Raw genomic sequence first — 21,611 nt, forward strand, 5'->3', positions numbered from 1 at the left:
CCGCGCCCCTCTGGCGCGGCCCAAATCTCCACCGTCTGACTAGGGGGCACGATGCCTTACACTTCTCAAGATCAGCTTGTGACCCGGTTCGGCAAACGTCTTTTGGTGGACCTCACAGACCGCGCCGACGCCCCGACTGGGGAGATCGATACGCAGATCGTGGACAGCGCCATCGCCTCGGCCCAGGCTCTGATCGACGGCTTCCTGGTCAATCACTACGCCCTGCCCCTCGACGAAGTGCCGGAGCTGATCTCGAGCCTGTCCGAGGCCTTGGTCATCTATGACCTGCACGTCTACGAGACCCCCGAGAAAATCGAAAGTGCCGAAAAATCTGCCCGTAAGACCCTCGCCCAGATCGGCGAAGGGAAGATCGGCCTGCCTATTGCCGGAAACGAACCGGCCACCAAATCGGCCAATGACGTCCGCTTCACTAAGCGGGAGCGCCCCATCACAGCCAAAAGCACCACCGGGTTTATCTGATGCTGGACGCTATCATTCAAAAGCTGAAGGACGACGTTCCCGACCTGAATAGACGGGTCGAGCCAGTCATTGAGATGGCCAAACTGATGCGGGACGGGCGCTTGCCGCAAAACGCCACTGCTTTGGTCGTTCCCCTGGATGCCAAAGGGGGCAAGGCAGACACCGGCACCGGGGCTTACCGCCAGGCGATCACCGAGCGCATCGGCGTTTATCTGGTTCTCGATGCCAATGACCCCACGGGGCGCAAAGCCCTGGGGAGACTGCATCCTTTGTTGACCGAAGTGACGCTCGCTTTGGTGGGCTGGTCGCCGGAACCCGGCCCAGGCGTCCTGATCTTTGAGCGCCGCAAGCTCCTGTCCATCCATAACGGCCGCGCCTTTTACGAGCTGGCCTTCTCAATTGAAGCAAGTCTGAGGACCGCATCATGACCAAACTTTCCCCACCCACCGGCGGCGGCAGCTTTGAGCGCCAGAAGAACGGCGGCCTGAAGCAGGTTGAAAAGCCTACCCAGGAAGACCGCAAACCCGCTGCGGCCGCACCGCAACCCGCCAAAGAACAGGAGGCATAAATGTCCGCTCCCCTCTACTGGAAAGACAAGCGCCTGCTGTTTGGCATTGAGGCCACATATGGCGTTGACCCCGGCCCCACCGGCGCGGCCAATGCGATCCTGGCTCAGGAAGTCACCTTGAAGCCGATGGAAGGCCAGGACCAGGAGCGCGACCAGGAGCAGCCCGGCATGGGAGCCAACGGTTCCATTCCGACAGAAGTTCACTCCACGCTGTCCTTCACCACCGACTTAAGCGCCTCTGGCGCGGCAGGGATCGCCCCCGCTTGGGGGCCGCTGCTGCGCGCCTGCGGAGTTGCGGAGACCATCACTCCGGCCACCTCGGTTGCTTATACGCCGGTCGGCAAAGACCACGAGGCCGGAACCTTCCACCTCAACATTTCCGGCACCCGTTATGTGATCCGGGGCGCGCGGGGCAAGGCCGAGCTGATGCTCGATGCCCAGGCGACGCCCAAGATCAAGTTTGATTTCACCGGGCTGTTCACTCTACCGACCGACGTGGCCGCGCCAGCCGTCGATCTGGTGAGCTGGGTCGAGCCGCTGGTTGTCTCCCATCAGAACACGCCGACCTTCACCATCGATGGCGTGGGTTTTGTGATGAAGACCGCCAAGCTGAACCTCGGGAACAAGGTGGAAACCCGGTTCCTGGTCGGGGCTGAACGCGTGTTGATCGTGGATAAATCGGAACTGTTTGAAACCACCGTCGAGGCCAAGCCCTTGGCTGATTACAACCCGTTTCAAAAGGCCCTGTCCATGACCCAGGTGCCGGTCGAATTGGTTCATGGCACCCAAGCCGGAAAGATCGTCACGCTTAACCTGCCAACAGCGCAGATGCAGCGGCCCAGTCTCTCGCAAAGCCAGGACATCAAGGAATGGCCGTTGAGCCTGGTGCCCCGCCCCGCCACTGAAAACGCCCAGTGGTCCCTCATCCTGACCTAGCCCCAAAGGAGCGCTCCCAGTGTTTAACGTCGTAACCAAACCCACCTTTACCCGCGATGTGCCCGTCTCTGTCCCTTCCGGGGACAGCTTCAAAGAAGAGAGCCTGAAGGCGACCTATAGCGTGCTCTCCGACACGGACCGCGATGCGTTTGACCTGGCCACCACCGAAGATGTGAAAGCCTTCCTGCGCGAGATCATCGTCTCCCTTGACGACCTGGCGGACGAAAACGGTCAGCCGGTGACCTACAGCCCGGCCATTCTCGAAGACTTGCTTGGCCTTGGCTACGTGCGCCTGGCGCTCCTGACCACCTACACCCGTGCCCAGGTAAAGGCCGTCACGGGAAACTAACCTGGGCCGGGCGGGCCTTTGCCAATGGGACCCTGTTCACCGGGAACCAAGAGGACCGTCAGGCCGAGGCCCTTCAAGACTGCGCGGTCCTCGGCATCCCTGCTGACAGCCTCGCGCCGCCAGAACACAGCGAAGGCGTCTGGCAATGCAACCTGCCCGCTGTTGAGGCCTTCTGTGATGCGGCCACACAGTTCAAGCGGATCGGTCTGGCAGACGGCAGCACCAGATCGCTTGGGCTTGATTATGGCGGTGCCCGCGCCGCTTGGGACATGGCCGGAGTGGAAATGAACCCGGAACTATTCGGCCGAGTCCAGATCATCGAACACGGCGCATTGGCCGAATGGAACGGAAACTGAAATGACCTTTGTTGTCTCTGGAAAGCTGACGATTGATGCCTCCCAGGGCAAATCTGAGCTATCGCAGCTCAAAGCCTCAAAAGATGCCGTCGCCACGTCTACCAAGACCATGACGGCAGAAGAAGCAAAGGCTGCGGTTGGGGTTCGGAAACTGGCAGCGCAGGCAGAAACGGCCGCCGCCAAGAACCGCCTCCTCTCCGCGACTGAAGCCAGAGTGGCCAATGAGGCCGTGACCATGGGCCGGTCGCACCAACTGGCCGCCGGTCAGGTTGGCAACCTCACAGCCCAGTTCAACGATATCGGCGTGATGATGGCAGCGGGCCAAAACCCGTTTCAGCTCGCCATCCAACAGGGCACCCAGATCACCCAGGTCATCGGTAATATGGGCGCAGCCGGGGCAGCCAAAGCCCTCAAAGCCGCACTTGTTTCCATGGTCAGCCCCCTAACGCTCATCACCATCGGCTCCATCGCCGCCGGTGCCGCCCTGGTCAACTGGTTGACCGGTGCAGACGAAGACATTGCCACGCTTGAAGACCAGCTCGAGGCGCTCGGTGACGCCATCGACGCCTATGCGGACAAGGCCGCTAAGACCCGGTTCAGCACCGCCGAAATGATCGAAGAATTTGGCAAGGCGTCGCCGGAGCTGCGCCTGGTGCTGGCGGATATGGCGGCCCTGGCCAAGATGGATGCTCAGAAAGCGATTGACGGCACAGCAAAGAGCGTGCGCGATCTGGTGCTGGATCTGGCGATCTGGGACGACCGTTCCTCAATGTCGGCGTCTCAGGACTTCCTCGGTCTGGGATCGGTCGGCAAGTTCAACCGTGAGGCTGGCCATGCCTTTGCCCAGAACCTTGAGCTGCTGAACAGCAACGCAGACGCCGCAACCCGCCTTAAAGCGGCTCTTGATGTCCGCGAACAGCTCCTGGGCGCGGCTGGCGGGCTGGAAAACCTAAACGGCACTCAGCGAGAATTCTATGAAGGCCTGAGTGCCATCATCCGCGATCTGGAGCTGTTCGCCGGTGCCCTACAAGCGCCCTGGAATGAGCTGAAGGCGACCGGCGCCGATCTGTGGTCCAGCCTCTCAAGCAATGTGGAAACCTACCTGAGAAAGCGCTTGCAGGTCGAAACCCAAGCCCGCAACCAGATTGAGCTGCTCCGCCTCGAGGCCGAAACCCAGCAGGCGATCACCGCATTTGGTGAAGGCAGCGTGGAAGTCGCAGAACTGCGCCTGCAGGCCGAGCGCCTAGCCTATGAACAGCAGCTTGAGAGCCGCGATCTTTCCGAACAATTGAAGGACGAATTGCTGGAAGCCTGGGACGCGGCCAATGGCGTCGCTTCGGCGGATATGGCGGGCAACATTTCGCTGGCGGCTGATGAGGCACACCGCCTCATGGTCAATATGATGAAGGCCAACGGCCAGGAGATCATGGGGCGCATCCGGGAGAACCCCGACTTTGCAGACCCTCGCGGCGAAAGCCGGGGCGCAGGCAACTCCGACTATGTCTACCAAGACCACGGTTTGCCCGACGTCGATATGCCGTCGAACCCCAAATCGCGACGGTCTCGCAAGGGCGGCGGCGCGGCCAGCTACGACAAAGAACGCAAGGCCATCGAACGGCTGATGGAACGGGAACGCCAGCGCATTGCAGTGCTGCGCGAGACGGACCCGGTTCTGAAAGAAATGCTTCGCATCCGCGACCAGCTCAAGGACGCGACAGATGCAGAACGCGAAGCGGTAGAGGCCCTGATCCGCGAACGCCTAAAAGAAGAACAGGCTATTGCTCAGACAGAGGCCGCAACTGACTATCTGCGCGACAATGTAACCTCTTTGACCGAAGGCTTGGTAAGAGGCGGCGAAGAAGCCGCCGACGCCTGGGACAAAGTTAAGGCATCCATCGCGGCTGCGGCCCTAGAAGCGCTCCTTCTGGGTGGCGGCCCCTTGGGCAATCTCTTCGGCCTGGGTGGTAAGGACGGCGAACTCGGCGGCCTTGTGGGCATTTTTCTCGGCGGCTTGGGCCTGGCTGAGGGTCACGTCGGAATCGGGACGGTCCACGGCGACGGCGGCAACCGCGACGACAAGGTTCCGGCCTGGCTGTCCCCAGGCGAAACCGTGGTCCACGCAAAGGCCACTCGCAAGTACCGCCCTGTCCTGCAGGCGATGAATGACGGCGCCGAAATCCCCGGCTTTGCGAGCGGTGGCGAAATCCCCGGAGGCAAGGCAACTGGGGCGAACAGCTCGGCCACGGGCAGCGCGGGAGAAATTCCCTACGCCCGCGTCGTGATCCAGCCAAGCCCTCTGTTTCATAGCTACGTCGAAGAGGTCTCGGGCAGGATCACCGTCGAGGGTCTTCAAGACTACGACCGCAACACCGCCCCCGAGACCGCCCGACGCGCCCTGAACGACCCACATGGAATAGGCTAATGCCCGCAACCTGGCCCCTCCCCACCTCTGAATTCATGGACTTTTTACCCATTGCAAAGGTCACGTCCTTTCCCGGCCGCGCGGTCACGACCACCGAAGGCGCGGACGGATCGATCATTCCCCATAAACGCGGTGCCCGGCTCTGGCAGGGCAGCATCACCCTGGACATTGAAGCCCACGGTTTCTGGACTGCTATTGAAGCGGGTCTTTCCGTTCTCGAAGACCCCGGCGCGTCTTTTCTGTTCCGCGACCCCCGAATGACCGGCCCGATTGCTGACCCTGGCAAGGTCATTCTGGGCGCGGCCTCCCCCTATATCTCGGCCCTTTCCGTCAACAATCGGGAACTGACTCTCGCTGGCCTGCCACAAGGGTATGTTTTGCAACGGGGCGATTTGCTGGGCTTTAGCTACGGGGCAAACCCAACCCGCTATGCCTATCACCGGATTTTCACGGGCGGCACCGCCAGCCTGGGCGGCAAGATCACCGACATCGAGGTCACGCCAAAGATCCGCCCCGGAGCCGCGATTGGCGCTTCTGTGACGCTCGGAACCCCGGTCCTGAAGGCCGTTTTGAAATCAGCAAACTACGGCGCGAGCCGCTCAAAGATCAGCGAAGGCGGGTCGTTTGAGTGGGTCCAGACCTTGAGGTAGAAATGTCAAATCTCAGTCCAGAAGCACAGGCACAGTTAGAAGAGCGCCGGGGCACTGAGGGCCACGCCCTTTTGTGGATCCAGGCGAAGAACCGCGAGACCGGCGCGCCAGAAACCCTCGGACTTTGGAGCGGAGACGACCACCAGGAGTTCTTGATCGGAGGCGAAATCCGCACCTACTACGGCGCGGGCAATGTGATCGACGTGCCCCCAATCATCGCCAAACCCGGCTTTGTTGTGCGCAATTTGAGGATCAAATTACCGCCTTTAACGGACGAGGTTAAAACCCTTCTGCACGCCTATGAGCCACGCCTTGCCGCCGTCCAGATCCATTCCTGCCCGATGGATATCGACACCGGCGCCCCCCTCGGCGAGCCCGTGCGCATGTTCAAAGGTTTCCTGAACCAGGCCCCGCAGGAAATTGCCGCAAAAGGCGGCACGGGCTTTACCGAATTGGTGCTGGTCTCCGCTGGCCGCCGCCTGACCTTTGGCCTGCCCTTGAAGCGTTCAAGCGCTGAATTGCAACGCCGCAATCCCCTGGATCGGGGCCGCGAATACAGCGACGTGGCGGGCGAATGGTCGATCAGATGGGGCTGACAATGAACAGCCGAGCACCCCTACTGTTTTGCTACCTGCGCGAAACCCGCGCCACGGGACGCCGCTTTCGGGCCGGGCGTTTTGACTGCGCGCTCTTCGCGGCCGAGTGGGTCAAGCGGTGCTCGGGCAAGGACCTAGCAGCGCAGTGGCGCGGAACGTACCGTCGCCTGGATCAGGGGCGCGACCAGCTCGCCATGGCAGGCTTTTCCAGCCTGGACGATCTGGCGGCGCACCACCTGGTCGAAATCGACGGCTGGTCCCAGGCGCAGGTCGGTGACATTGCCGCAATTCAGGAAGCCGGCGAAATCGCACTTGGCATCTTTGGCGGCCCGCAAATCCACGTCTTGAGCCTGGACGGCCTGGACTACGTCAACCCCGCCAACGCCTACCGGGTGTTTCGCCCATGACCCGCCTGCTGTCCTACGCTCTGATTTGCCTCTTTCTGTTCAGCCAACCCGCCCACGCGGCGCCCATTATTGGTGTTCTGGTGGCCCTCGGGCAGGCCTTCGCCGCCTCTATCACAGTAAAAGCCCTGGTCGCCGCCGCGCTCAAAACACTGATCACCACCGCCATTTCGGTGCTGATGGAGAAATACCAAAAGAGCAAGCGGCGTGACCCCGGCCTAGTCACCACTCACACGACCAAAGGCGGCATTGACCCGCAGGCCACTATCATCGGCCGCTACGCCACAGGCGGCCACGCCGTCTATCAAAACGGCTTCGGTGCGAACAATATCTACAACGTCCACGTTGTCGAGGTCGGGGACCTGCCAGGGGCCCGCTTACGCCGCCTCATTATTGACGGCGAAATCTCAGAAATCGGCACCGACTGGCAAGAGCCCTATGGCTACCCCATTGAAACCAAACGCCACACATCGACATCTTTTACAGGTTTCATTCGCTTTCTGGACGGTTCGCAAATCGCCGCTGACCCGGAATTGGTCGCGCGCTTCAAAGACGACCCGGAACGCCCCTGGACAGACGACCACATCCTGACCGGCGTCTGCTATGCGGTTCTGACTTTCTACCACATGGCCTATCTTTACCCCAATGGCCGTCCAGAATACCTCTTTGAGTTGGACGGCCCGGGTTTCTATGACCCACGCCAGGACAGCACCGTCGGTGGCAATGGGCCGCAGCGCTGGGACGCGCCGGAGACATGGGAATTCACCGACAATGCCATGGTGATTGCCTATCATATCCTGCGCGGGATCACATTGCCTTGCGGGCGTATCTATGGCGGGGATTTCGACGCCGAAGACCTCCCCCTTCCCGACTGGTTCGCTGCGATGAACGCGCGGGAGTTCATTGACGAAAACGGCGATCCGCAGCCCGCGCGTTGCGGCTATGAGATCAAGTTTGAAGAGGCGCCAGCCGACATTCTCAAAGAGCTTTTTGCGGCGGCCAACGCTCAGATCGTGGAAATCGGCGGCTATTGGTATCCCATTGTTGGCGACAGCGGCGACGCGGTGGCGGAGATCGTTCTGGACACGGATCTGTCTGTCTCTGACGCCTGGACGCATGATCCCTTCCCCGATCTCAACAGCACCTTCAATGGCGTCATCGTCTCGCACCCCTCTCCTGAGGCGCTTTGGAACCCGTCGACATTGGAGACGATCTCCAAGGCCAACTGGATCGCTGAGGACGGCCGAGAAAAACTCTATGACCTATCTCTGCCCATGGTCTTTGACGCCAACCAAGGCCGCCAGATTGGTGACGCCCTGCTGAAGGAAAACCGGCGCTTCAGAGCCCACAAATGGCCTATGCTGCCAGAGTTCTTCCGCCTGCGTCCGCTTCAGACAATCAACGCCACCTCCGAAGACTACGAATACACCTCAAAGAGCTTTCGCATTACTGAGGTTGCCTATGATCTGCTGACCCTGAATGTCTCGATCAGCGTGCGCGAATGCGACCCCGAGGACTATAACCCGGACCCCGCCCTTGCCCTGCCAACTGTCCCTCAGGTGACCAGCACGCCATCCCCGACCCACAGCGGCGTCACCGGTTTTGCGGTCTACGGGGCAGCGATCAAGGACGGCGCAGGCAACAACCGCGCGCCCGCTATTCGCATCGTCTGGGATGGCGACATTGCGGACGCAACCGACGGGCTGGCATTCCGGGTCAAAGTAGTCGGCACCTCTGAGATCATCACGGCCAGCACTCAGGACGTGAGCGCCGGTGAGTTCGTTTTTGCGCCGACCATCCGCGCGACAGACTATGTGGTCCAGGCCAAACCAGTCGCGAGAAACCGCGCCACGAGCTGGTCTGCCTGGTTACCGGTCACGACCCCGGACGTCGGGATCGCCCCTGCTGATCTTTCGACCGAGACCTTTGAAACTCTATCGGACGCGGCCTTTGACGTGGCCTCTGTCCTGGACGATGAGTTGGTCGCCGCCCGCATAGATCCGCTGGATACCGCGCTGGAAGTTCAGGCGGTCTCGCAACAAACACAGGCCGACGCCCTGAACCAGATCGGGGAGCAATCCCTTTGGGCGCTCACCCATCTTGCCGGGCTGGACAGTTTGATGGCAGACGCGGGGATCGTGATAGACCCCGAGACTGGCGCGGTCAGGATTTATGGGCTGGAAGCCGAAGGCGAGCGGATCAGCCAGGTTGAACTCCGCATGAGCGCGGCCGAGGGCACTATCAACCTTGCGGCCACGCAGGCCTGGGTAAATCAACAGATCACCCTGGCGGCCTTAGATCCGTCCAGCCTTCCGCTAGTCGATGATCTGCAGTTACAATTGAACCAAGTTGAAATCGACCTGGACGCCGCCGAAGCCGCGCTTGCCTTGATGGCCTCTCAAACCACCGTCACCGGCATTGACGCCCGCCTTTCGCAGGCGGAACTTGACCTGGACGCCGCCGAAGCCGCCATCACGCTAAAGGCCTCGCAGTCAGAGTTCACCGGTCTGCAAGACCGCCTGCAATCCGCCGAAATCCAGATCAGCGCCATGGATGGCCCCCAAATCAGCCAAACAGTGGCGGATACGCGGAACCAACAAACCGCACAGGATCTTGCGGACCTCGCCACATTGGAACAGTTGCTCCAGAGCTATGAAAACCGCGAAGCCTGGCGCGTGGATCTGGCCTATGCCTCCCAGGACCTGCGCGCCCACGTCGACGATCAGGGCGAGGCCTTTGCAGCGCAAACGGCGGCGCTTGGCGCTGTGACCGCAGACAACGCCGCCCTGATCGAGGCGGAACGCACCGCGCGGGCCAGTGAGACCGCCGCCATTGCCCAGGACATAGTACAACTGGACGCACAACTGGGCGGCGCGGGTGACACACTCGCAGGCCATTCCGCTGCGATTTCAGAGCTGGCCACCGAGATTGAGCTTGTAGACGGCGTGGTTGCGGCGCAGGCCACAGCTCTCACGGCGGTGCAAGCCGAGCTGGACGGCGCGGGTGACACACTCGCGGGCCATTCCGCTGCGATTTCAGAGCTGACCACCGAGATTGAGCTTGTAGACGGTGTGGTTGCGGCGCAGGCCACAGCTCTCACGGCGGTGCAAGCGGAGGTGGACGGCAACAGCGCCGGAGTTTCTCAGTCGCTGGCCGCTATCGGCGGCATTAATGCTGAATACACTTTGCAGCTCGACGTCAACGGCGTGATCTCCGGCCTGGTCGTTCGCTCCGAGCTGGACGACGAAGGCGCGGTTGTTTCTGACACGGTGTTCAAATCGGATCGTTTCGCAATCGTCGGGCCGAACGGAAGCAACCGCACCGCGCCATTTGTGGTCTACACCAGCTCGCGCACCATTGACGGCAAGCTGTTTCCGGCAGGCGTCTACATGGAAAACGTGTTCCTCGGCCGAGCCAGTATTGGCCGCGCGCAGATCGAAGACACCATCCAGAGCGACGACTACGCCGAAGACGCCGACGGCATTCCGACGGCCGGGCTGAAGCTGGATTTTGCAACGGGCATGGTCAAAGCGGCGGGCGTTGTTTTGTCCCGCCCAATGGTCCTGGCGACTGGGTCGTTCACCCTAACCGGCAACATTCAAGACGGCGACCAATGGGCCTTTGTGAACACTGGCATCCGAGTCGGAAAATCCGACGTCTGGCAGGCCAGCTCGGTTGCCCTGGTCGCGGCTGCTTCGGTGACGACTGGAGCAACCGCTCCCGGTGGGTTTGACCCAAACAATGCGCTGTGGTCCCTGAACGCATCCATCCAGCCGGGCGCGCGCTGGAATGGATTTGGCGGGGCCAATCCTGACCCATCAGCGAACTGGCAAAAAGACCCGAACAAGCTGGTGACGCCCTACTGGTCCAGCGGCACCGACCAGCGGGTCTTTCTCAAGATCGATCTGGAGGCCACCCAAGGCGTCTATTTCAGCAACCCCAAAATCGAATGGACCGTGTTCCAGGTAACCTAAAGGAGGCCCCGTCATGGCATGGGTAAAGACAGGTACTGTATCAGTTGAAAACGGCTCTGCCGTGGTGGCCGGCACCTGCACCAATTGGTTCGGCAGCTTGCAGACAGGTTGGGGCTTTGTCGGCCCAGATGGCCGCACCTACGAGGTGTTTTCGGTTGAGAGCGCCACGCAAATCACTCTGGCCTCCCCCTATATGGGAGCCACCGCAGCCGGGCAAACCTACGCGGCCTTTCCCACGCAGTCTTTGGCGCATGATCTGACGGCCCGGCTGCAGGATCTGATCAGCAACTACCAAGGCATCTATGACAAGGCCGGTCAGGGCCGGTTCCCAGGCGACGTGGTCTTTGACGCCGACCGCGATACTGGCATGACAAACCCCGCAGGAAACGCCATTGGCCTCAAGGCCGGTGACGTTCTTCAGCTCATGCTTGCGGGTGGGGTTGCCAGCGGCGCAGCGGTGCAGTCCAGCCCTGATGACTTCACGGTCGGAAAGCTGTTGAAACTCGGAGCGGGTGGTCTTGGGAGCGTCGGTCTCAGCGCGACCAACGGAGACTGCAACGACATCACGGCATCGGGCTTCCACACTTTTGACTCGCAGACCTTGAACTCTCCGCCATTCACCCCAAACGGCACCATTCTCCACGCCTCTAGAACCGCTGACATTCACACGCAGTTGGCGATTTCGCGGGCGGCGTCCAGTCTCGGCAGGTTTGCTTTACGGGCAGTTGATCCCGCAACCGGCTGGTCCGAATGGCGCGAAGGGTACACCCAGGGCAGCATTCTCGGCACCGTTTCCCAATCAGGCGGGGTGCCGACGGGAGCTTTGATCGAGCGCGGCAGCAACGCCAATGGCGAGTATGTGCGATTGGCAGACGGGACGCAGATCTGCACCTGTCAGGCGTTCAATACGAGCGCGGCGGGGGATTTGATTTGGACGTATCCGGCTACCTTCTTCTATCCGGCATCACCTGGGCGGCCTGCTGTTTCCGGGGCTGTCTCTGCCCTGTCTTCAGCGCCAGCCTTTTTGTCGATCGGTGGGATCGCGGGGAGCGGAACCGTTGCGACTGATGTGGCCGTTCGGGCCGTCAATCTTAACGGCGACAGGGTTGCCCTGGCCGCCAGCCTCATCGCCATTGGCCGATGGTTCTAAAGGAGAAACCACATGATGAAAATCGCCTGCATCTGTATCGCTGGTCTGCCCGGCCAACCGGAAACCACCGCAAGCGTCAACGGCGATACCCTCACCGTCGATGGTGTCGCCTATGACCTGTCCTCCGTACCCGAGGGCGGCTTTGCTGAGCCAGAGGGCGATCACCCGTTTGTGGGGCGCATCGAACGCACCGGGGGCGTTCTGCTCCTGTCTCTGCGCTGGCACTATGACACTGCCACGGCAGAGCCGATCCAGCCCGCCACAGCGCCGGTTCTGACTGTCACCTCAGGGCCAGTCCCAGATCCGGTCACTCGCTTGCCGCAGCCCACCACAGTAGACGAGGACTGACCCATGAGCTTTTCCCTGCAAATCACCACTCCCGAAGAAATCGCCGTCACGTCCCGCGCCGCCTTGTTGACTGACCTGGCCAACATCCGCTGGAAACATGAAGTGGGCGGCCTCACCTTGCCAGACGGGGCACAAGTCCGCACCGACCGCGAAACCCGCGCCGCTTTGACCGAGGCGGTCAACTCGCTATCAAATGGGCTGATGCAGGCTCCAATTGCCTGGAAGATGGCCGCAGGCTGGACGGATCTGTCGCAACAGGATCTCGAAGCGATCACCGCCGCCGTGTCAGCTCACGTGCAAGCCAGCTTTGCCGCTGAGCGCACCGTCCAGGCGCAGATCGAGGCGCAGGAAAATTTGACCGGCTTTGACCTTCAAACCGCGTTTACAGCGGCTTTAAACGCCTCCCAGTAATGGGAGGTTAAAGGGTGCTACAACACCCAAAGATGGAGACCCACCATGACAATGAAGATTTCCAGCGTCATCAACTGCCTGAAAGCAGCGATGGAGAAGCACGGCGACCTGCCGCTTTACACCTTCGACAGCGACATCAAGGCGCTTGATATTGCCCCCTGCCGCGACGGTATCCAGCGGACAACTGACGGAGTGCCAGAAAAGCCAAACGAACTCGTTTTGGAATTCGTGCCCTGCGACTAATCCCCGAAACCGCACCCGTAGATGGAGGTGAAATTGTGGAGCGGCTGAAACGTTAAAGAGCGGGTGCAGCACAAGCACCCACTCTCAATGCCTGTGACAACAAGCTAACGGCACCCAAATACACGGACGGGTCAAGTGCCTGTCAATGACCATAGCAAGCATAAGTGTTCAAAAGCTTAACCCTACAACCAAAACCCCACCCCTTAACACGGGTCCAAATTCTCACAATGACCCCGCCGACCAGCGCAAGCTTCATGGCCGCTCCCTGTCCTCGAGGACCCGGCCTTCATGAGGCAAGCCCCTATTCTCATCACAAAACCGCCCATATCTGAAACATTCGAAGCGAAAACACCCCAAAACGTGAGGAAATCATCTTAAACACGAAAAGCATGTGGATCACCAATTGCTCTTGACCCAGTGTTTAAGCTAGCAACCGCGCAAATATGGAGGACAAAGCTATGTATGATGCTCGTGTCATCGCGAACGAGGTTCTGAAGGCCGCTTGGGAAAACGGTCATGACGTCACTCAGATAGACCTTCAAAAGATATGCTACTTCCTACATGGACATCACCTCGTCGATCATGGTCAACCGATGATAGCCTCCACCTTTGAGGCTTGGGACTACGGACCAGTTCAAAGAAGCCTATACAATCAGTTTAAGAAATTTGGTAGCCAATCCATCACCGAACTGGCTGTAGCATTCGACCCTATCCGGCAGAAAGAAAAGCCGCTCCCATCGGTAACGACAAACTCCATCCGCGAGACTATTGCCAAACACTTGCCAAAGTACCTGAGTATTCCCAGTTTTGAGCTTGTTGAAATGACCCACCAACCCGACACCCCTTGGTCCAAAACTCGTTCAGATGCCATCAATTCCGCTAATATTGGAATGAGAATTTCAAATGATCTGATCGTTGACCTGTTTGAGGGCTTGCATTGCTCTGAGGAGGCTATGTTTGCGAAGTCCGCGTAAAAGAGAGATTATTAATCTCCTAAACAGATATCAGTTCATTGATTTTGCTATTGCCGTTTCCAAGCCTCGAACAGAACGTAAAGAGCACCTTAGATCCTATGTGAACCGTAGGAAGGGAAACTGGATCTCTTACAGCGGCTTCCGGAGTCAAATCGGAAACATAATGGGTGTCAGTCGAGGTCTCGACCCATCTTCAGGTATGGATTTTGATGGCATCAAGAGGTCTCTAAAAATCGTCTGTAATAAAAAGGACCTCGAAAGCAATGTCAGCATAGCTAAACTCTTGTTTGATTTTGCACGCCCTCAAAGCTGGACCGCCTACGACAACCATCACCGAAACCCTCTACTTTTTGGCGTACAGCGTGAAGTGCCTATGGGAATTCAACACTACGTAGTCGACGGAGATCGAGGGGCGTTTCAGTTTGTCTACCCAAGAAGCCGTGAGCTAACACCTGATGAATTACATATCTGTCTTTCTCTAGTTTACTATAACCACGTCTCAGAAGATGCTGACTTTGGCGACTTTGACGTCGAAATGATTGACCTCAGCAGGCCAGGATTTGTTGGACCGAGAGGCGGCTGGAGGGCTGAACCACATCGAGTGCCACGACTTCACAGATTGCCTAAAGCCGAGATCGCTGATCGTGCCTTCCTCAATGAAGAAGCAGATCTAATCTATCAATTCCTAATGGAGCTCGCTGAAGAACCGGATGAGTAGAGAATGTGCGCCAAGATGGCAAAGGGGAGCGCAGGGCCAACCATAGCCCCCCCCAGGGAGTGTTTCTATGCGAAAACCGAAGTCAGTCCGTGAGCGCGCCGCCCGCGCTCTCTGCATGTCGCAGGGCCATGAGCCAAACATAACAATGGATGGTGCGCCCATGTGGCACTCTTTCCTGGAAGAGGTGGACGTCGTCTTAAAAGCGGTGCTGAAGCCTGAATGCTGGGAGGCCTTGAAAGATGCCCCTGATGAGCTGGACGCCGAGCATCTTCAAAAGCCTTTAAACATCCTTTAAAGACATCCGCCGCCCGACGATTTAAACGGTTTGGGCGGCGGATTTTTGGAGTTTGAAACGGGAAGTGTCCCAAACATCCCTCGCCGCCTCAAACCAGCCGCGCGGCTATGGGCTGGTCAAACTCTCGATTTGGGGTTAGAAAACAGGGAATTCGCCAAATTAGTTTGCTGCAACGCGAAGTGTCCCGCACTGCAACGCGAAGTGTCCCGCTACAATCCCGCTACATACATCCAGCTACATCCCCCGTAATCGAGCCTCACATTCTTAGCCAGGCCAGGTTAGCAAATTTGCAAAAACTGTTAAAAACTGCCCGACAGTCCGCAATACCGCTGGGTTTGCAAAAATTTGCAGGGTCTTTGCGGCCATAGTGCAAATTTTTGCGCGGCGCTGTGACGCAAGGTTATGATGATTACTTGCTCCAGAGCCACGCTTACGCGTAACTCGGTTGAGAACAAAACGCGTGGAGGACGCCGATGTCTTACAAAGAGATATATGCCAACTGGAAAGCCGATCCTGAAGCCTTTTGGATGCAGGCCGCCGAGGCAATTGATTGGGTGGAGGCCCCAACCAAAGCGCTGACCGACAAAGGTGAGGGGCTTTATGAATGGTTCGCGGATGCCCGCGTCAACACCTGCTACAATGCGGTGGATCGCCATGTAGAGGCCGGCAGAGGGGAGCAGACAGCGATCATCTATGACAGCCCCATCACCTACACCAAGCGCGAAATCTCTTATGTGGAGCTGCGCAACCGCGTAGCCAATCTGGCAGGCGCCCTGCGGGCCAAGGGCATCGAGAAGGGCGATCGCGTCATAATCTATATGCCGATGATCCCCGAGGCGCTGGAGGCCATGCTGGCCTGCGCCCGTATTGGCGCGGTGCATTCGGTTGTCTTTGGGGGCTTTGCCGCCAATGAGCTGGCGGTGCGCATTGATGACGCCACCCCCAAGGCCATCATCGCCGCCTCCTGCGGGTTGGAGCCTGGCCGGGTGGTGCATTATAAACCGCTGCTGGACGGGGCTATAGATCTGGCCGCACACAAGCCTGATTTCTGCGTTATTTTGCAGCGAGAACAAGAGGTTGCCGAGCTCGTCGAGGGCCGGGATGTCAACTGGCACGGCTTTCAATATGGTGTGGAACCGGCCGACTGTCTGCCAGTGGAAGGCAATCATCCTTCTTATATCCTCTACACCTCGGGCACCACGGGCCAGCCCAAGGGGGTGATACGTCACACCGGCGGGCAATTGGTGGCGCTGAACTGGTCGATGAAAAACATCTACAACGTTGATCCGGGCGATGTGTTTTGGGCGGCGTCCGATGTGGGCTGGGTCGTCGGACACAGCTATATCTGCTACGCGCCGCTGATCCATGGTAACACCACCATCGTCTTTGAGGGCAAACCCATCGGCACGCCAGATGCGGGCACCTTTTGGCGGGTGATCTCGGAACATAAGGTCAAAAGCTTCTTCACCGCCCCCACCGCATTCCGTGCGGTAAAACGCGAAGACCCCAAGGGCGAATTTGTCGGCAAATACGACCTCAGCTGCCTGGGTCAGGTCTATCTGGCTGGCGAGCGCGCCGATCCTGATACCATCACCTGGGCGCAGGAAAAGCTGAATGTGCCAATTGTAGACCACTGGTGGCAGACCGAAACCGGCTGGTCGATTGCCGCCAACCCGCTTGGCATTGAAGAACTGCCCACGAAACTTGGCTCCCCTGCGGTGCCAATGCCGGGCTATGAGGTGGATATCCTGGACGAAGGCGGCCATCCCGTTGCTGCCGGAGAGCTGGGGGCCATTGCTATCAAGCTGCCCCTGCCCCCTGGCACCTTGCCAACCCTGTGGAACGCCGAAGCGCGCTTTAAGAAAAGCTATCTCACCACCTTCCCCGGGTATTACGAAACAGGTGATGCGGGCATGAAGGACGAGGACGGCTATCTCTATATCATGGCGCGCACGGATGATGTGATCAATGTTGCCGGCCACCGCCTGTCCACTGGCGCCATGGAAGAGGTGCTGGCAGGCCACCCGGATGTGGCGGAATGCGCGGTGATTGGCGTCGCTGATCCGCTGAAGGGCCAGGCCCCACTGGGCTTCCTCTGCCTCAATGCCGGTGTCGATCGCGACCCCAGCGAAATAGTGGCAGAAGTGGTCAAGCTGGTGCGCGAAAAGATCGGCCCTGTGGCCGCCTTCAAACTGGCCGTTGTGGTCGACCGGTTGCCCAAGACCCGCTCGGGCAAGATCCTGCGAGGCACCATGGTCAATATTGCCGATGGCACCCCCTGGAAAATGCCGGCCACCATTGATGACCCGGCAATTCTGGATGAAATCACCGGTGCCCTGCAGGGCCTTGGCTTTGCAAAGGCCTAACAGCTGAGCCTTGTGGTCGAAGGGCAGCCCAACCTTTCGACCACATAACGCACAGCTCTGCCGGTTTCTTGTCCGATGAGCTAAATTCTAGAAAAGGAAACAGAATTTACCTCTGGTTTCCCTTGCAACCGCAAACCACAGCTCTACCCTGCCGCGCAGGAGATGAGCAAAATGAACACAGATGATATTTGGCGCCTGAGCGCCACCGAACTTTCCACCCGAACCCGCGCTGGCGATGTTTCCGCCGAAGCGGCGGTGCAGGCCTCGATTGACCGGATGAATGCGGTGAACCCCGGCCTGAACGCGGTGGTCGAAGACTTGAGCTCCGAGGCCCTGACCCGTGCCCGGGAACTCGATAAAGCCCGCACAGCCGGTGCGGCGCCGGGGCCGCTTCAGGGGCTGCCTGTCACCATCAAGATCAACGTCGATCAGGAAGGCCATGCCACCTCTAACGGGGTGACAGCCTTGAAAGACCTGATTGCCCCCGGGGATGCGCCCGTGGTCGCGAATCTGGAAAAAGCCGGCGCCGTGGTGATTGGCCGAACCAATACACCCGAGTTCTCCTTTCGCGCCGATACGGACAACCCGCTGTTTGGCCGCACCCATAACCCCTGGGGACGACATATTTCCCCCGGCGGCTCTTCTGGGGGGGCGGGTGCAGCAGTGATGGCAGGCATCGGCGCCCTGGCCCATGGCAACGATATCGGCGGCTCGCTGCGGTTTCCGGCGGCTGCCAATGGTGCGGTGACGGTTAAACCAGGTCTAGGACGTGTGCCCGCCTGGAACCCCAGCCAAAAGGCCGAACGCGGCATGCTGGCGCAGTCCATGTCGGTACAGGGGCTGATTACCCGCTCGGCTGCGGATCTGCATCTGGCGATGCCTTCGCTGATTGCACCAGATCCGCGCGACCCGTTTCATGCCCCCCTCCCCTGGCGTGGCGCGCCTCTAGACGGCCCGATCAAGGTTGCCTTTACCCGCAACACCTTTGGCTATGACCTGCACCCGGAGGTCAATCTGGCGCTGGAGACCGCGCGCGATGCGCTGACAGATTCCGGGTATGTCGTTGAAGAGGTCGAGCCCCCCAATGCCTTTGACGCCGGGCGCACCGGCTATCGGGCGCTGATGGGCGAAGTCTACGCAATGATGAAGCAGGATGTGGACGCCGCCGGATCCGATACCGTGCGACAGATCTTTGAGGTCTATTTCCAGGAGTTCCCGCCCTTTGCCGGCACCGAGCTGTTGCAGATGATGGCCAAGCGCAGCCACTATGCACGCGAATGGTCCCTGTTCATGCAGGACTATCCTCTGGTTCTCACGCCGTTTCTGCCGCAGCCGTTTTTCAAACCCGACCGCGATACTGAAGGTGCGGAAGGCGTGCATGAGGTTCTGGGCTGCGCCGTCTATTCCTATGCAATGAATTATCTCGGCCTGCCTGCGGGCTGCGTCCCTGCACGACTGGCACCACTGGCAAGCGGTCCCCAGCCGATCAATGTGCAGATCGTCGCCCGTCGCTGGCGCGAAGACATGGCGGTGGACGCCTGCATTGCGATCGAGCAGCGCGTTGGAAGGTTCAGTCCACACCTGTGGGATCTCATGGCCTAAACCAAACCCTGCCGCAGCAGGTGTTTTGACCCGAGCCATGCCATCAAACTCCAAGGGAGCGGGCGGTGCATCAGCCGCCCGCTCCCTGTCTGTCTGTGGGTGAATATTGCCAGCGAACTGCAGTGCCGCCGGACGCCTTGCGGACCAGACGCCACAAAAAGAAACCGGGAAATGGATCAGTCCATTCCCGGCATCTTTCATACCATGAAAACTAGCTCACACAGGACGATCATTCGCCAAGGGCCAAAATCGTCTCTGAAAACAAGGGGTAGCTTCAGCAGAATGCACACAACGCCAAAACTGCAGCTACCGTACCGCCAGGATGCCCCAATCAAAGCGGACCAGGCCAGCCTTTTCACAATAACCTGATCGCATTTCGCACAAAATTTCTACAGCTGGGAAATAAAGTCACAGTTATTCGCTTGAAATTTCTTGCCTTTCACAATTCCCAAAGGAAGGCCTCAGGTGAACTGCTCGGAGATGAGGCGTTCCTCCAGGCCATGGCCTGGGTCAAACAGAATCTTGTGGCGGATGCTGGGTTCGGTCTGAATTTCGACCCACTGAATATCCGGGCAGGAGATAGAATCCGCATCCGCCATAACCGGGCGCTTGTCTGCTTCCAGCACGTCAAAGCGCACTTTGGCACCGCTGGGCAGCAACGCCCCCTGCCAGCGACGCGGTCGAAAAGCCGCAATTGCTGTCAAGGCCAGCACATCCGAGCCAATCGGCAGGATCGGCCCATGGGCGGAATAGTTATAGGCGGTGGATCCCGCCGGCGTAGAGACCAGCGCCCCGTCACAGACCAGCTCTGCCAGTCTTTGGCGCCCGTCGACCGATATCTTCAGCCGCGCCGCCTGCGGGCCCGCCCGCAACAGGGAAACCTCATTAATCGCCAAGGCCTTGTGGACGGCCCCATCGCGGTCCATCGCAGTCATCGACAATGGGTTGATAATTTCTTCCTCTGCCGCCTCAAGCCGGGCAAGCAGACCATCCTCATGGTATTCATTCATCAAAAACCCAACCGTGCCCCGGTTCATACCATAGACCGGCAAGGCCAGATCAACCGCCTCGTGCAGGGTTTTCAGCATAAAGCCGTCCCCGCCAAGCGCCACAATCACATCGGCATTTTCCGGCGGCGCATTGCCGTGCAATTTGACCAGGGTGTCACAGGCCGTTTGCGCCACGGGGGCATCACTGGCCAAGAAGGCGATTCTCATTGTCACAAAACCCTGTTTCCGGAGTGAGCCATTTTGTTCCGAAACAAGCACAGCCGAGCCACAAAGACCAGTGTTGCCGCTCTATGTTCGGTTATTGCCGCTTTACAGCCTTTAAGATCTGTGAAGTTTCCGATAGGAAATCTCTCAGATTACCCAATCTTGCCACTTGTTACTTAGCGGAGCCACCATGACAGCGACCACCCGTGATCCCGGATTCTTCACTCAATCCCTCTCTGAGCGTGACCCAGAACTCTTTGGCTCAATCACCGACGAGCTGCACCGCCAGCGCGACGAAATCGAGCTGATTGCCTCCGAGAACATCGTTTCCGCTGCCGTAATGGAAGCGCAGGGCTCTGTGCTCACCAACAAATACGCCGAAGGTTACCCCGGTCGCCGCTATTATGGCGGCTGCCAGCACGTCGACGTTGCGGAAAACCTCGCCATTGACCGCGCCAAGCAGCTGTTTGGCTGTGAGTTTGCAAATGTGCAGCCCAATTCCGGTTCCCAGGCCAACCAGGGGGTGTTCCAGGCGCTGATCCAGCCCGGCGATACCATCCTTGGCATGGATTTGTCTGCTGGTGGTCACCTGACCCATGGTGCGCGCCCCAACCAATCGGGAAAATGGTTCAACGCCATTCACTACGGTGTGCGCGAAGGCGACAACCTGATCGACTATGATCAGATCCAGGCGCTGGCAACCGAGCATCTGCCCAAGCTGATCATTGCAGGCGGCTCTGCCATCCCACGTCAGATCGACTTTGCCAAGTTCCGCGAAATTGCTGATTCCGTTGGCGCCTATTTCATGGTCGACATGGCCCATATCGCCGGTCTGATTGCCGCTGGAGAGCACCCCTCGCCCTTCCCGCATGCCCATGTGGCAACCACCACCACCCATAAAACTCTGCGCGGCCCGCGCGGCGGCATGATCGTCACCAATGACGCGGATATCGCCAAAAAGGTCAACTCGGCGATCTTCCCCGGTATCCAGGGTGGCCCATTGATGCATGTGATCGCAGGTAAGGCTGTTGCCTTTGGCGAAGCGCTGCGCCCCGAGTTCAAAGAGTACCAGAAACAGGTTCGCGCCAACGCGGTCGCCCTGGCAGATGAGCTGATCAAAGGCGGGCTGGATATCGTCACCGGCGGCACCGACACCCATGTGATGCTGGTCGATCTGCGCCCCAAAGGCGTGACCGGCAACATCGTCGACAAGGCCCTGGGCCGCGCCCATATCACCACCAATAAAAACGGCATCCCCTTTGACCCGGAAAAGCCAATGGTGACCTCTGGTATCCGTCTTGGCACCCCTGCGGGCACCACCCGCGGTTTTGGTGAGGCTGAATTCCGCGAGATCGCTCAGCTGATCGTCGAAGTGGTCGATGGTCTGGCCGCCAATGGCGAAGAAGGCAATGCCGAGGTCGAGGCCACTGTCCGTGGCAAGGTCTCTGCGCTTTGCGCCAAATTCCCGCTCTACCCCAACCTCTAAGGTCGGATAAGCAACGTAATGACAGGGGCGCCGCTGGATCTTTCAGCGGCGCCTTTTTTCATACCTGCT

21 protein-coding genes are annotated in these 21,611 nt (G+C 59.2%); 20 read left to right on the top strand and 1 reads right to left on the bottom strand.

Annotation, left to right across the window (positions count from 1 at the left end; all coding sequences use genetic code 11):
* Positions 1-51: 51 nt before the first annotated feature.
* From N1037_14690 to N1037_14780, 19 genes are all read left to right on the top strand, one after another.
* Positions 52-480: a DUF1320 domain-containing protein gene (locus N1037_14690; protein UWS78513.1), complete on the top strand. Its 429-nt coding sequence runs from the start codon at positions 52-54 to the stop codon at positions 478-480.
* Entirely contained in the window at positions 480-908 is a 429-nt protein-coding gene (locus N1037_14695) for a hypothetical protein (GenBank protein UWS78514.1), read from the top strand. The genes N1037_14690 and N1037_14695 overlap by 1 nt, the downstream gene beginning before the upstream one ends.
* On the top strand, positions 905-1,048 hold the full coding sequence (locus N1037_14700) for a hypothetical protein (GenBank protein UWS78515.1): 144 nt from the start codon (positions 905-907) through the stop codon (positions 1,046-1,048). The genes N1037_14695 and N1037_14700 overlap by 4 nt, the downstream gene beginning before the upstream one ends.
* Positions 1,049-1,984, top strand: coding sequence for a phage tail tube protein (locus N1037_14705; protein UWS78516.1), 936 nt, complete (start codon positions 1,049-1,051; stop codon positions 1,982-1,984).
* A 19-nt stretch (positions 1,985-2,003) separates the two neighbouring features.
* Complete coding sequence (locus N1037_14710; protein ID UWS78517.1) at positions 2,004-2,333, top strand: hypothetical protein; 330 nt, start codon at positions 2,004-2,006, stop codon at positions 2,331-2,333.
* 357 nt (positions 2,334-2,690) lie between these two features.
* Complete coding sequence (locus N1037_14715; protein ID UWS78518.1) at positions 2,691-5,111, top strand: phage tail length tape measure family protein; 2,421 nt, start codon at positions 2,691-2,693, stop codon at positions 5,109-5,111.
* Positions 5,111-5,761: a hypothetical protein gene (locus N1037_14720; GenBank protein UWS78519.1), complete on the top strand. Its 651-nt coding sequence runs from the start codon at positions 5,111-5,113 to the stop codon at positions 5,759-5,761. The genes N1037_14715 and N1037_14720 overlap by 1 nt, the downstream gene beginning before the upstream one ends.
* Positions 5,762-5,763: 2 nt before the next feature.
* Entirely contained in the window at positions 5,764-6,357 is a 594-nt protein-coding gene (locus N1037_14725; GenBank protein UWS78520.1) for a hypothetical protein, read from the top strand.
* Positions 6,358-6,359: 2 nt separating this feature from the next.
* Positions 6,360-6,764 (top strand): hypothetical protein, encoded by a 405-nt coding sequence (locus N1037_14730; GenBank protein UWS78521.1) that lies wholly within the window; start codon positions 6,360-6,362, stop codon positions 6,762-6,764.
* On the top strand, positions 6,761-10,735 hold the full coding sequence (locus N1037_14735; GenBank protein UWS78522.1) for a DUF1983 domain-containing protein: 3,975 nt from the start codon (positions 6,761-6,763) through the stop codon (positions 10,733-10,735). The genes N1037_14730 and N1037_14735 overlap by 4 nt, the downstream gene beginning before the upstream one ends.
* Before the next feature lie 13 nt (positions 10,736-10,748).
* Positions 10,749-11,885 (top strand): hypothetical protein, encoded by a 1,137-nt coding sequence (locus N1037_14740; GenBank protein ID UWS78523.1) that lies wholly within the window; start codon positions 10,749-10,751, stop codon positions 11,883-11,885.
* Between the two features lie 12 nt (positions 11,886-11,897).
* Positions 11,898-12,233, top strand: coding sequence for a hypothetical protein (locus tag N1037_14745; protein UWS78524.1), 336 nt, complete (start codon positions 11,898-11,900; stop codon positions 12,231-12,233).
* A gap of 3 nt (positions 12,234-12,236) precedes the next feature.
* Positions 12,237-12,644 (top strand): DUF4376 domain-containing protein, encoded by a 408-nt coding sequence (locus N1037_14750; protein ID UWS78525.1) that lies wholly within the window; start codon positions 12,237-12,239, stop codon positions 12,642-12,644.
* Between the two features lie 45 nt (positions 12,645-12,689).
* Complete coding sequence (locus N1037_14755) at positions 12,690-12,887, top strand: hypothetical protein (protein ID UWS78526.1); 198 nt, start codon at positions 12,690-12,692, stop codon at positions 12,885-12,887.
* 458 nt (positions 12,888-13,345) lie between these two features.
* Positions 13,346-13,861 (top strand): DUF4065 domain-containing protein, encoded by a 516-nt coding sequence (locus N1037_14760; protein ID UWS78527.1) that lies wholly within the window; start codon positions 13,346-13,348, stop codon positions 13,859-13,861.
* 163 nt (positions 13,862-14,024) lie between these two features.
* A complete protein-coding gene (locus N1037_14765; protein UWS78528.1) occupies positions 14,025-14,579 on the top strand; it encodes a hypothetical protein in 555 nt (184 codons plus the stop codon).
* 67 nt (positions 14,580-14,646) lie between these two features.
* Complete coding sequence (locus tag N1037_14770) at positions 14,647-14,874, top strand: hypothetical protein (GenBank protein UWS78529.1); 228 nt, start codon at positions 14,647-14,649, stop codon at positions 14,872-14,874.
* 473 nt (positions 14,875-15,347) lie between these two features.
* Positions 15,348-17,240: a propionate-CoA ligase PrpE gene (prpE, locus tag N1037_14775; protein ID UWS78530.1), complete on the top strand. Its 1,893-nt coding sequence runs from the start codon at positions 15,348-15,350 to the stop codon at positions 17,238-17,240.
* A gap of 171 nt (positions 17,241-17,411) precedes the next feature.
* Positions 17,412-18,842 carry an amidase family protein gene (locus N1037_14780; protein ID UWS78531.1) on the top strand — a complete coding sequence of 477 codons (1,431 nt, stop codon included), beginning with the start codon at positions 17,412-17,414 and terminating at the stop codon, positions 18,840-18,842.
* A gap of 461 nt (positions 18,843-19,303) precedes the next feature.
* On the opposite strand, the gene N1037_14785 is transcribed toward N1037_14780, so the two are convergent.
* The gene (locus N1037_14785) at positions 19,304-20,065 is read right to left on the bottom strand and encodes an NAD kinase (GenBank protein ID UWS78532.1); all 762 of its coding nucleotides are present in this window, start codon (positions 20,063-20,065) and stop codon (positions 19,304-19,306) included.
* A 181-nt stretch (positions 20,066-20,246) separates the two neighbouring features.
* Between N1037_14785 and N1037_14790 the strand changes: the two genes are divergently transcribed.
* Positions 20,247-21,542, top strand: coding sequence for a serine hydroxymethyltransferase (locus N1037_14790; GenBank protein ID UWS78533.1), 1,296 nt, complete (start codon positions 20,247-20,249; stop codon positions 21,540-21,542).
* Positions 21,543-21,611 lie beyond the last annotated feature (69 nt).

This window comes from Phaeobacter sp. G2 (assembly GCA_025163595.1).
GTDB lineage: Bacteria > Pseudomonadota > Alphaproteobacteria > Rhodobacterales > Rhodobacteraceae > Pseudophaeobacter.

Coding starts and splice junctions, on each gene's coding strand:
- N1037_14780 (UWS78531.1), top strand. CDS start 17,412: ATGAACACAGATGATATTTGGCGCCTGAGCGCCACCGAACTTTCCACC.
- N1037_14730 (UWS78521.1), top strand. CDS start 6,360: ATGAACAGCCGAGCACCCCTACTGTTTTGCTACCTGCGCGAAACCCGC.
- N1037_14745 (UWS78524.1), top strand. CDS start 11,898: ATGATGAAAATCGCCTGCATCTGTATCGCTGGTCTGCCCGGCCAACCG.
- N1037_14725 (UWS78520.1), top strand. CDS start 5,764: ATGTCAAATCTCAGTCCAGAAGCACAGGCACAGTTAGAAGAGCGCCGG.
- N1037_14750 (UWS78525.1), top strand. CDS start 12,237: ATGAGCTTTTCCCTGCAAATCACCACTCCCGAAGAAATCGCCGTCACG.
- prpE (UWS78530.1), top strand. CDS start 15,348: ATGTCTTACAAAGAGATATATGCCAACTGGAAAGCCGATCCTGAAGCC.
- N1037_14765 (UWS78528.1), top strand. CDS start 14,025: ATGGGTGTCAGTCGAGGTCTCGACCCATCTTCAGGTATGGATTTTGAT.
- N1037_14760 (UWS78527.1), top strand. CDS start 13,346: ATGTATGATGCTCGTGTCATCGCGAACGAGGTTCTGAAGGCCGCTTGG.
- N1037_14695 (UWS78514.1), top strand. CDS start 480: ATGCTGGACGCTATCATTCAAAAGCTGAAGGACGACGTTCCCGACCTG.
- N1037_14735 (UWS78522.1), top strand. CDS start 6,761: ATGACCCGCCTGCTGTCCTACGCTCTGATTTGCCTCTTTCTGTTCAGC.
- N1037_14755 (UWS78526.1), top strand. CDS start 12,690: ATGACAATGAAGATTTCCAGCGTCATCAACTGCCTGAAAGCAGCGATG.
- N1037_14700 (UWS78515.1), top strand. CDS start 905: ATGACCAAACTTTCCCCACCCACCGGCGGCGGCAGCTTTGAGCGCCAG.
- N1037_14715 (UWS78518.1), top strand. CDS start 2,691: ATGACCTTTGTTGTCTCTGGAAAGCTGACGATTGATGCCTCCCAGGGC.
- N1037_14690 (UWS78513.1), top strand. CDS start 52: ATGCCTTACACTTCTCAAGATCAGCTTGTGACCCGGTTCGGCAAACGT.
- N1037_14790 (UWS78533.1), top strand. CDS start 20,247: ATGACAGCGACCACCCGTGATCCCGGATTCTTCACTCAATCCCTCTCT.
- N1037_14740 (UWS78523.1), top strand. CDS start 10,749: ATGGCATGGGTAAAGACAGGTACTGTATCAGTTGAAAACGGCTCTGCC.
- N1037_14720 (UWS78519.1), top strand. CDS start 5,111: ATGCCCGCAACCTGGCCCCTCCCCACCTCTGAATTCATGGACTTTTTA.
- N1037_14705 (UWS78516.1), top strand. CDS start 1,049: ATGTCCGCTCCCCTCTACTGGAAAGACAAGCGCCTGCTGTTTGGCATT.
- N1037_14770 (UWS78529.1), top strand. CDS start 14,647: ATGCGAAAACCGAAGTCAGTCCGTGAGCGCGCCGCCCGCGCTCTCTGC.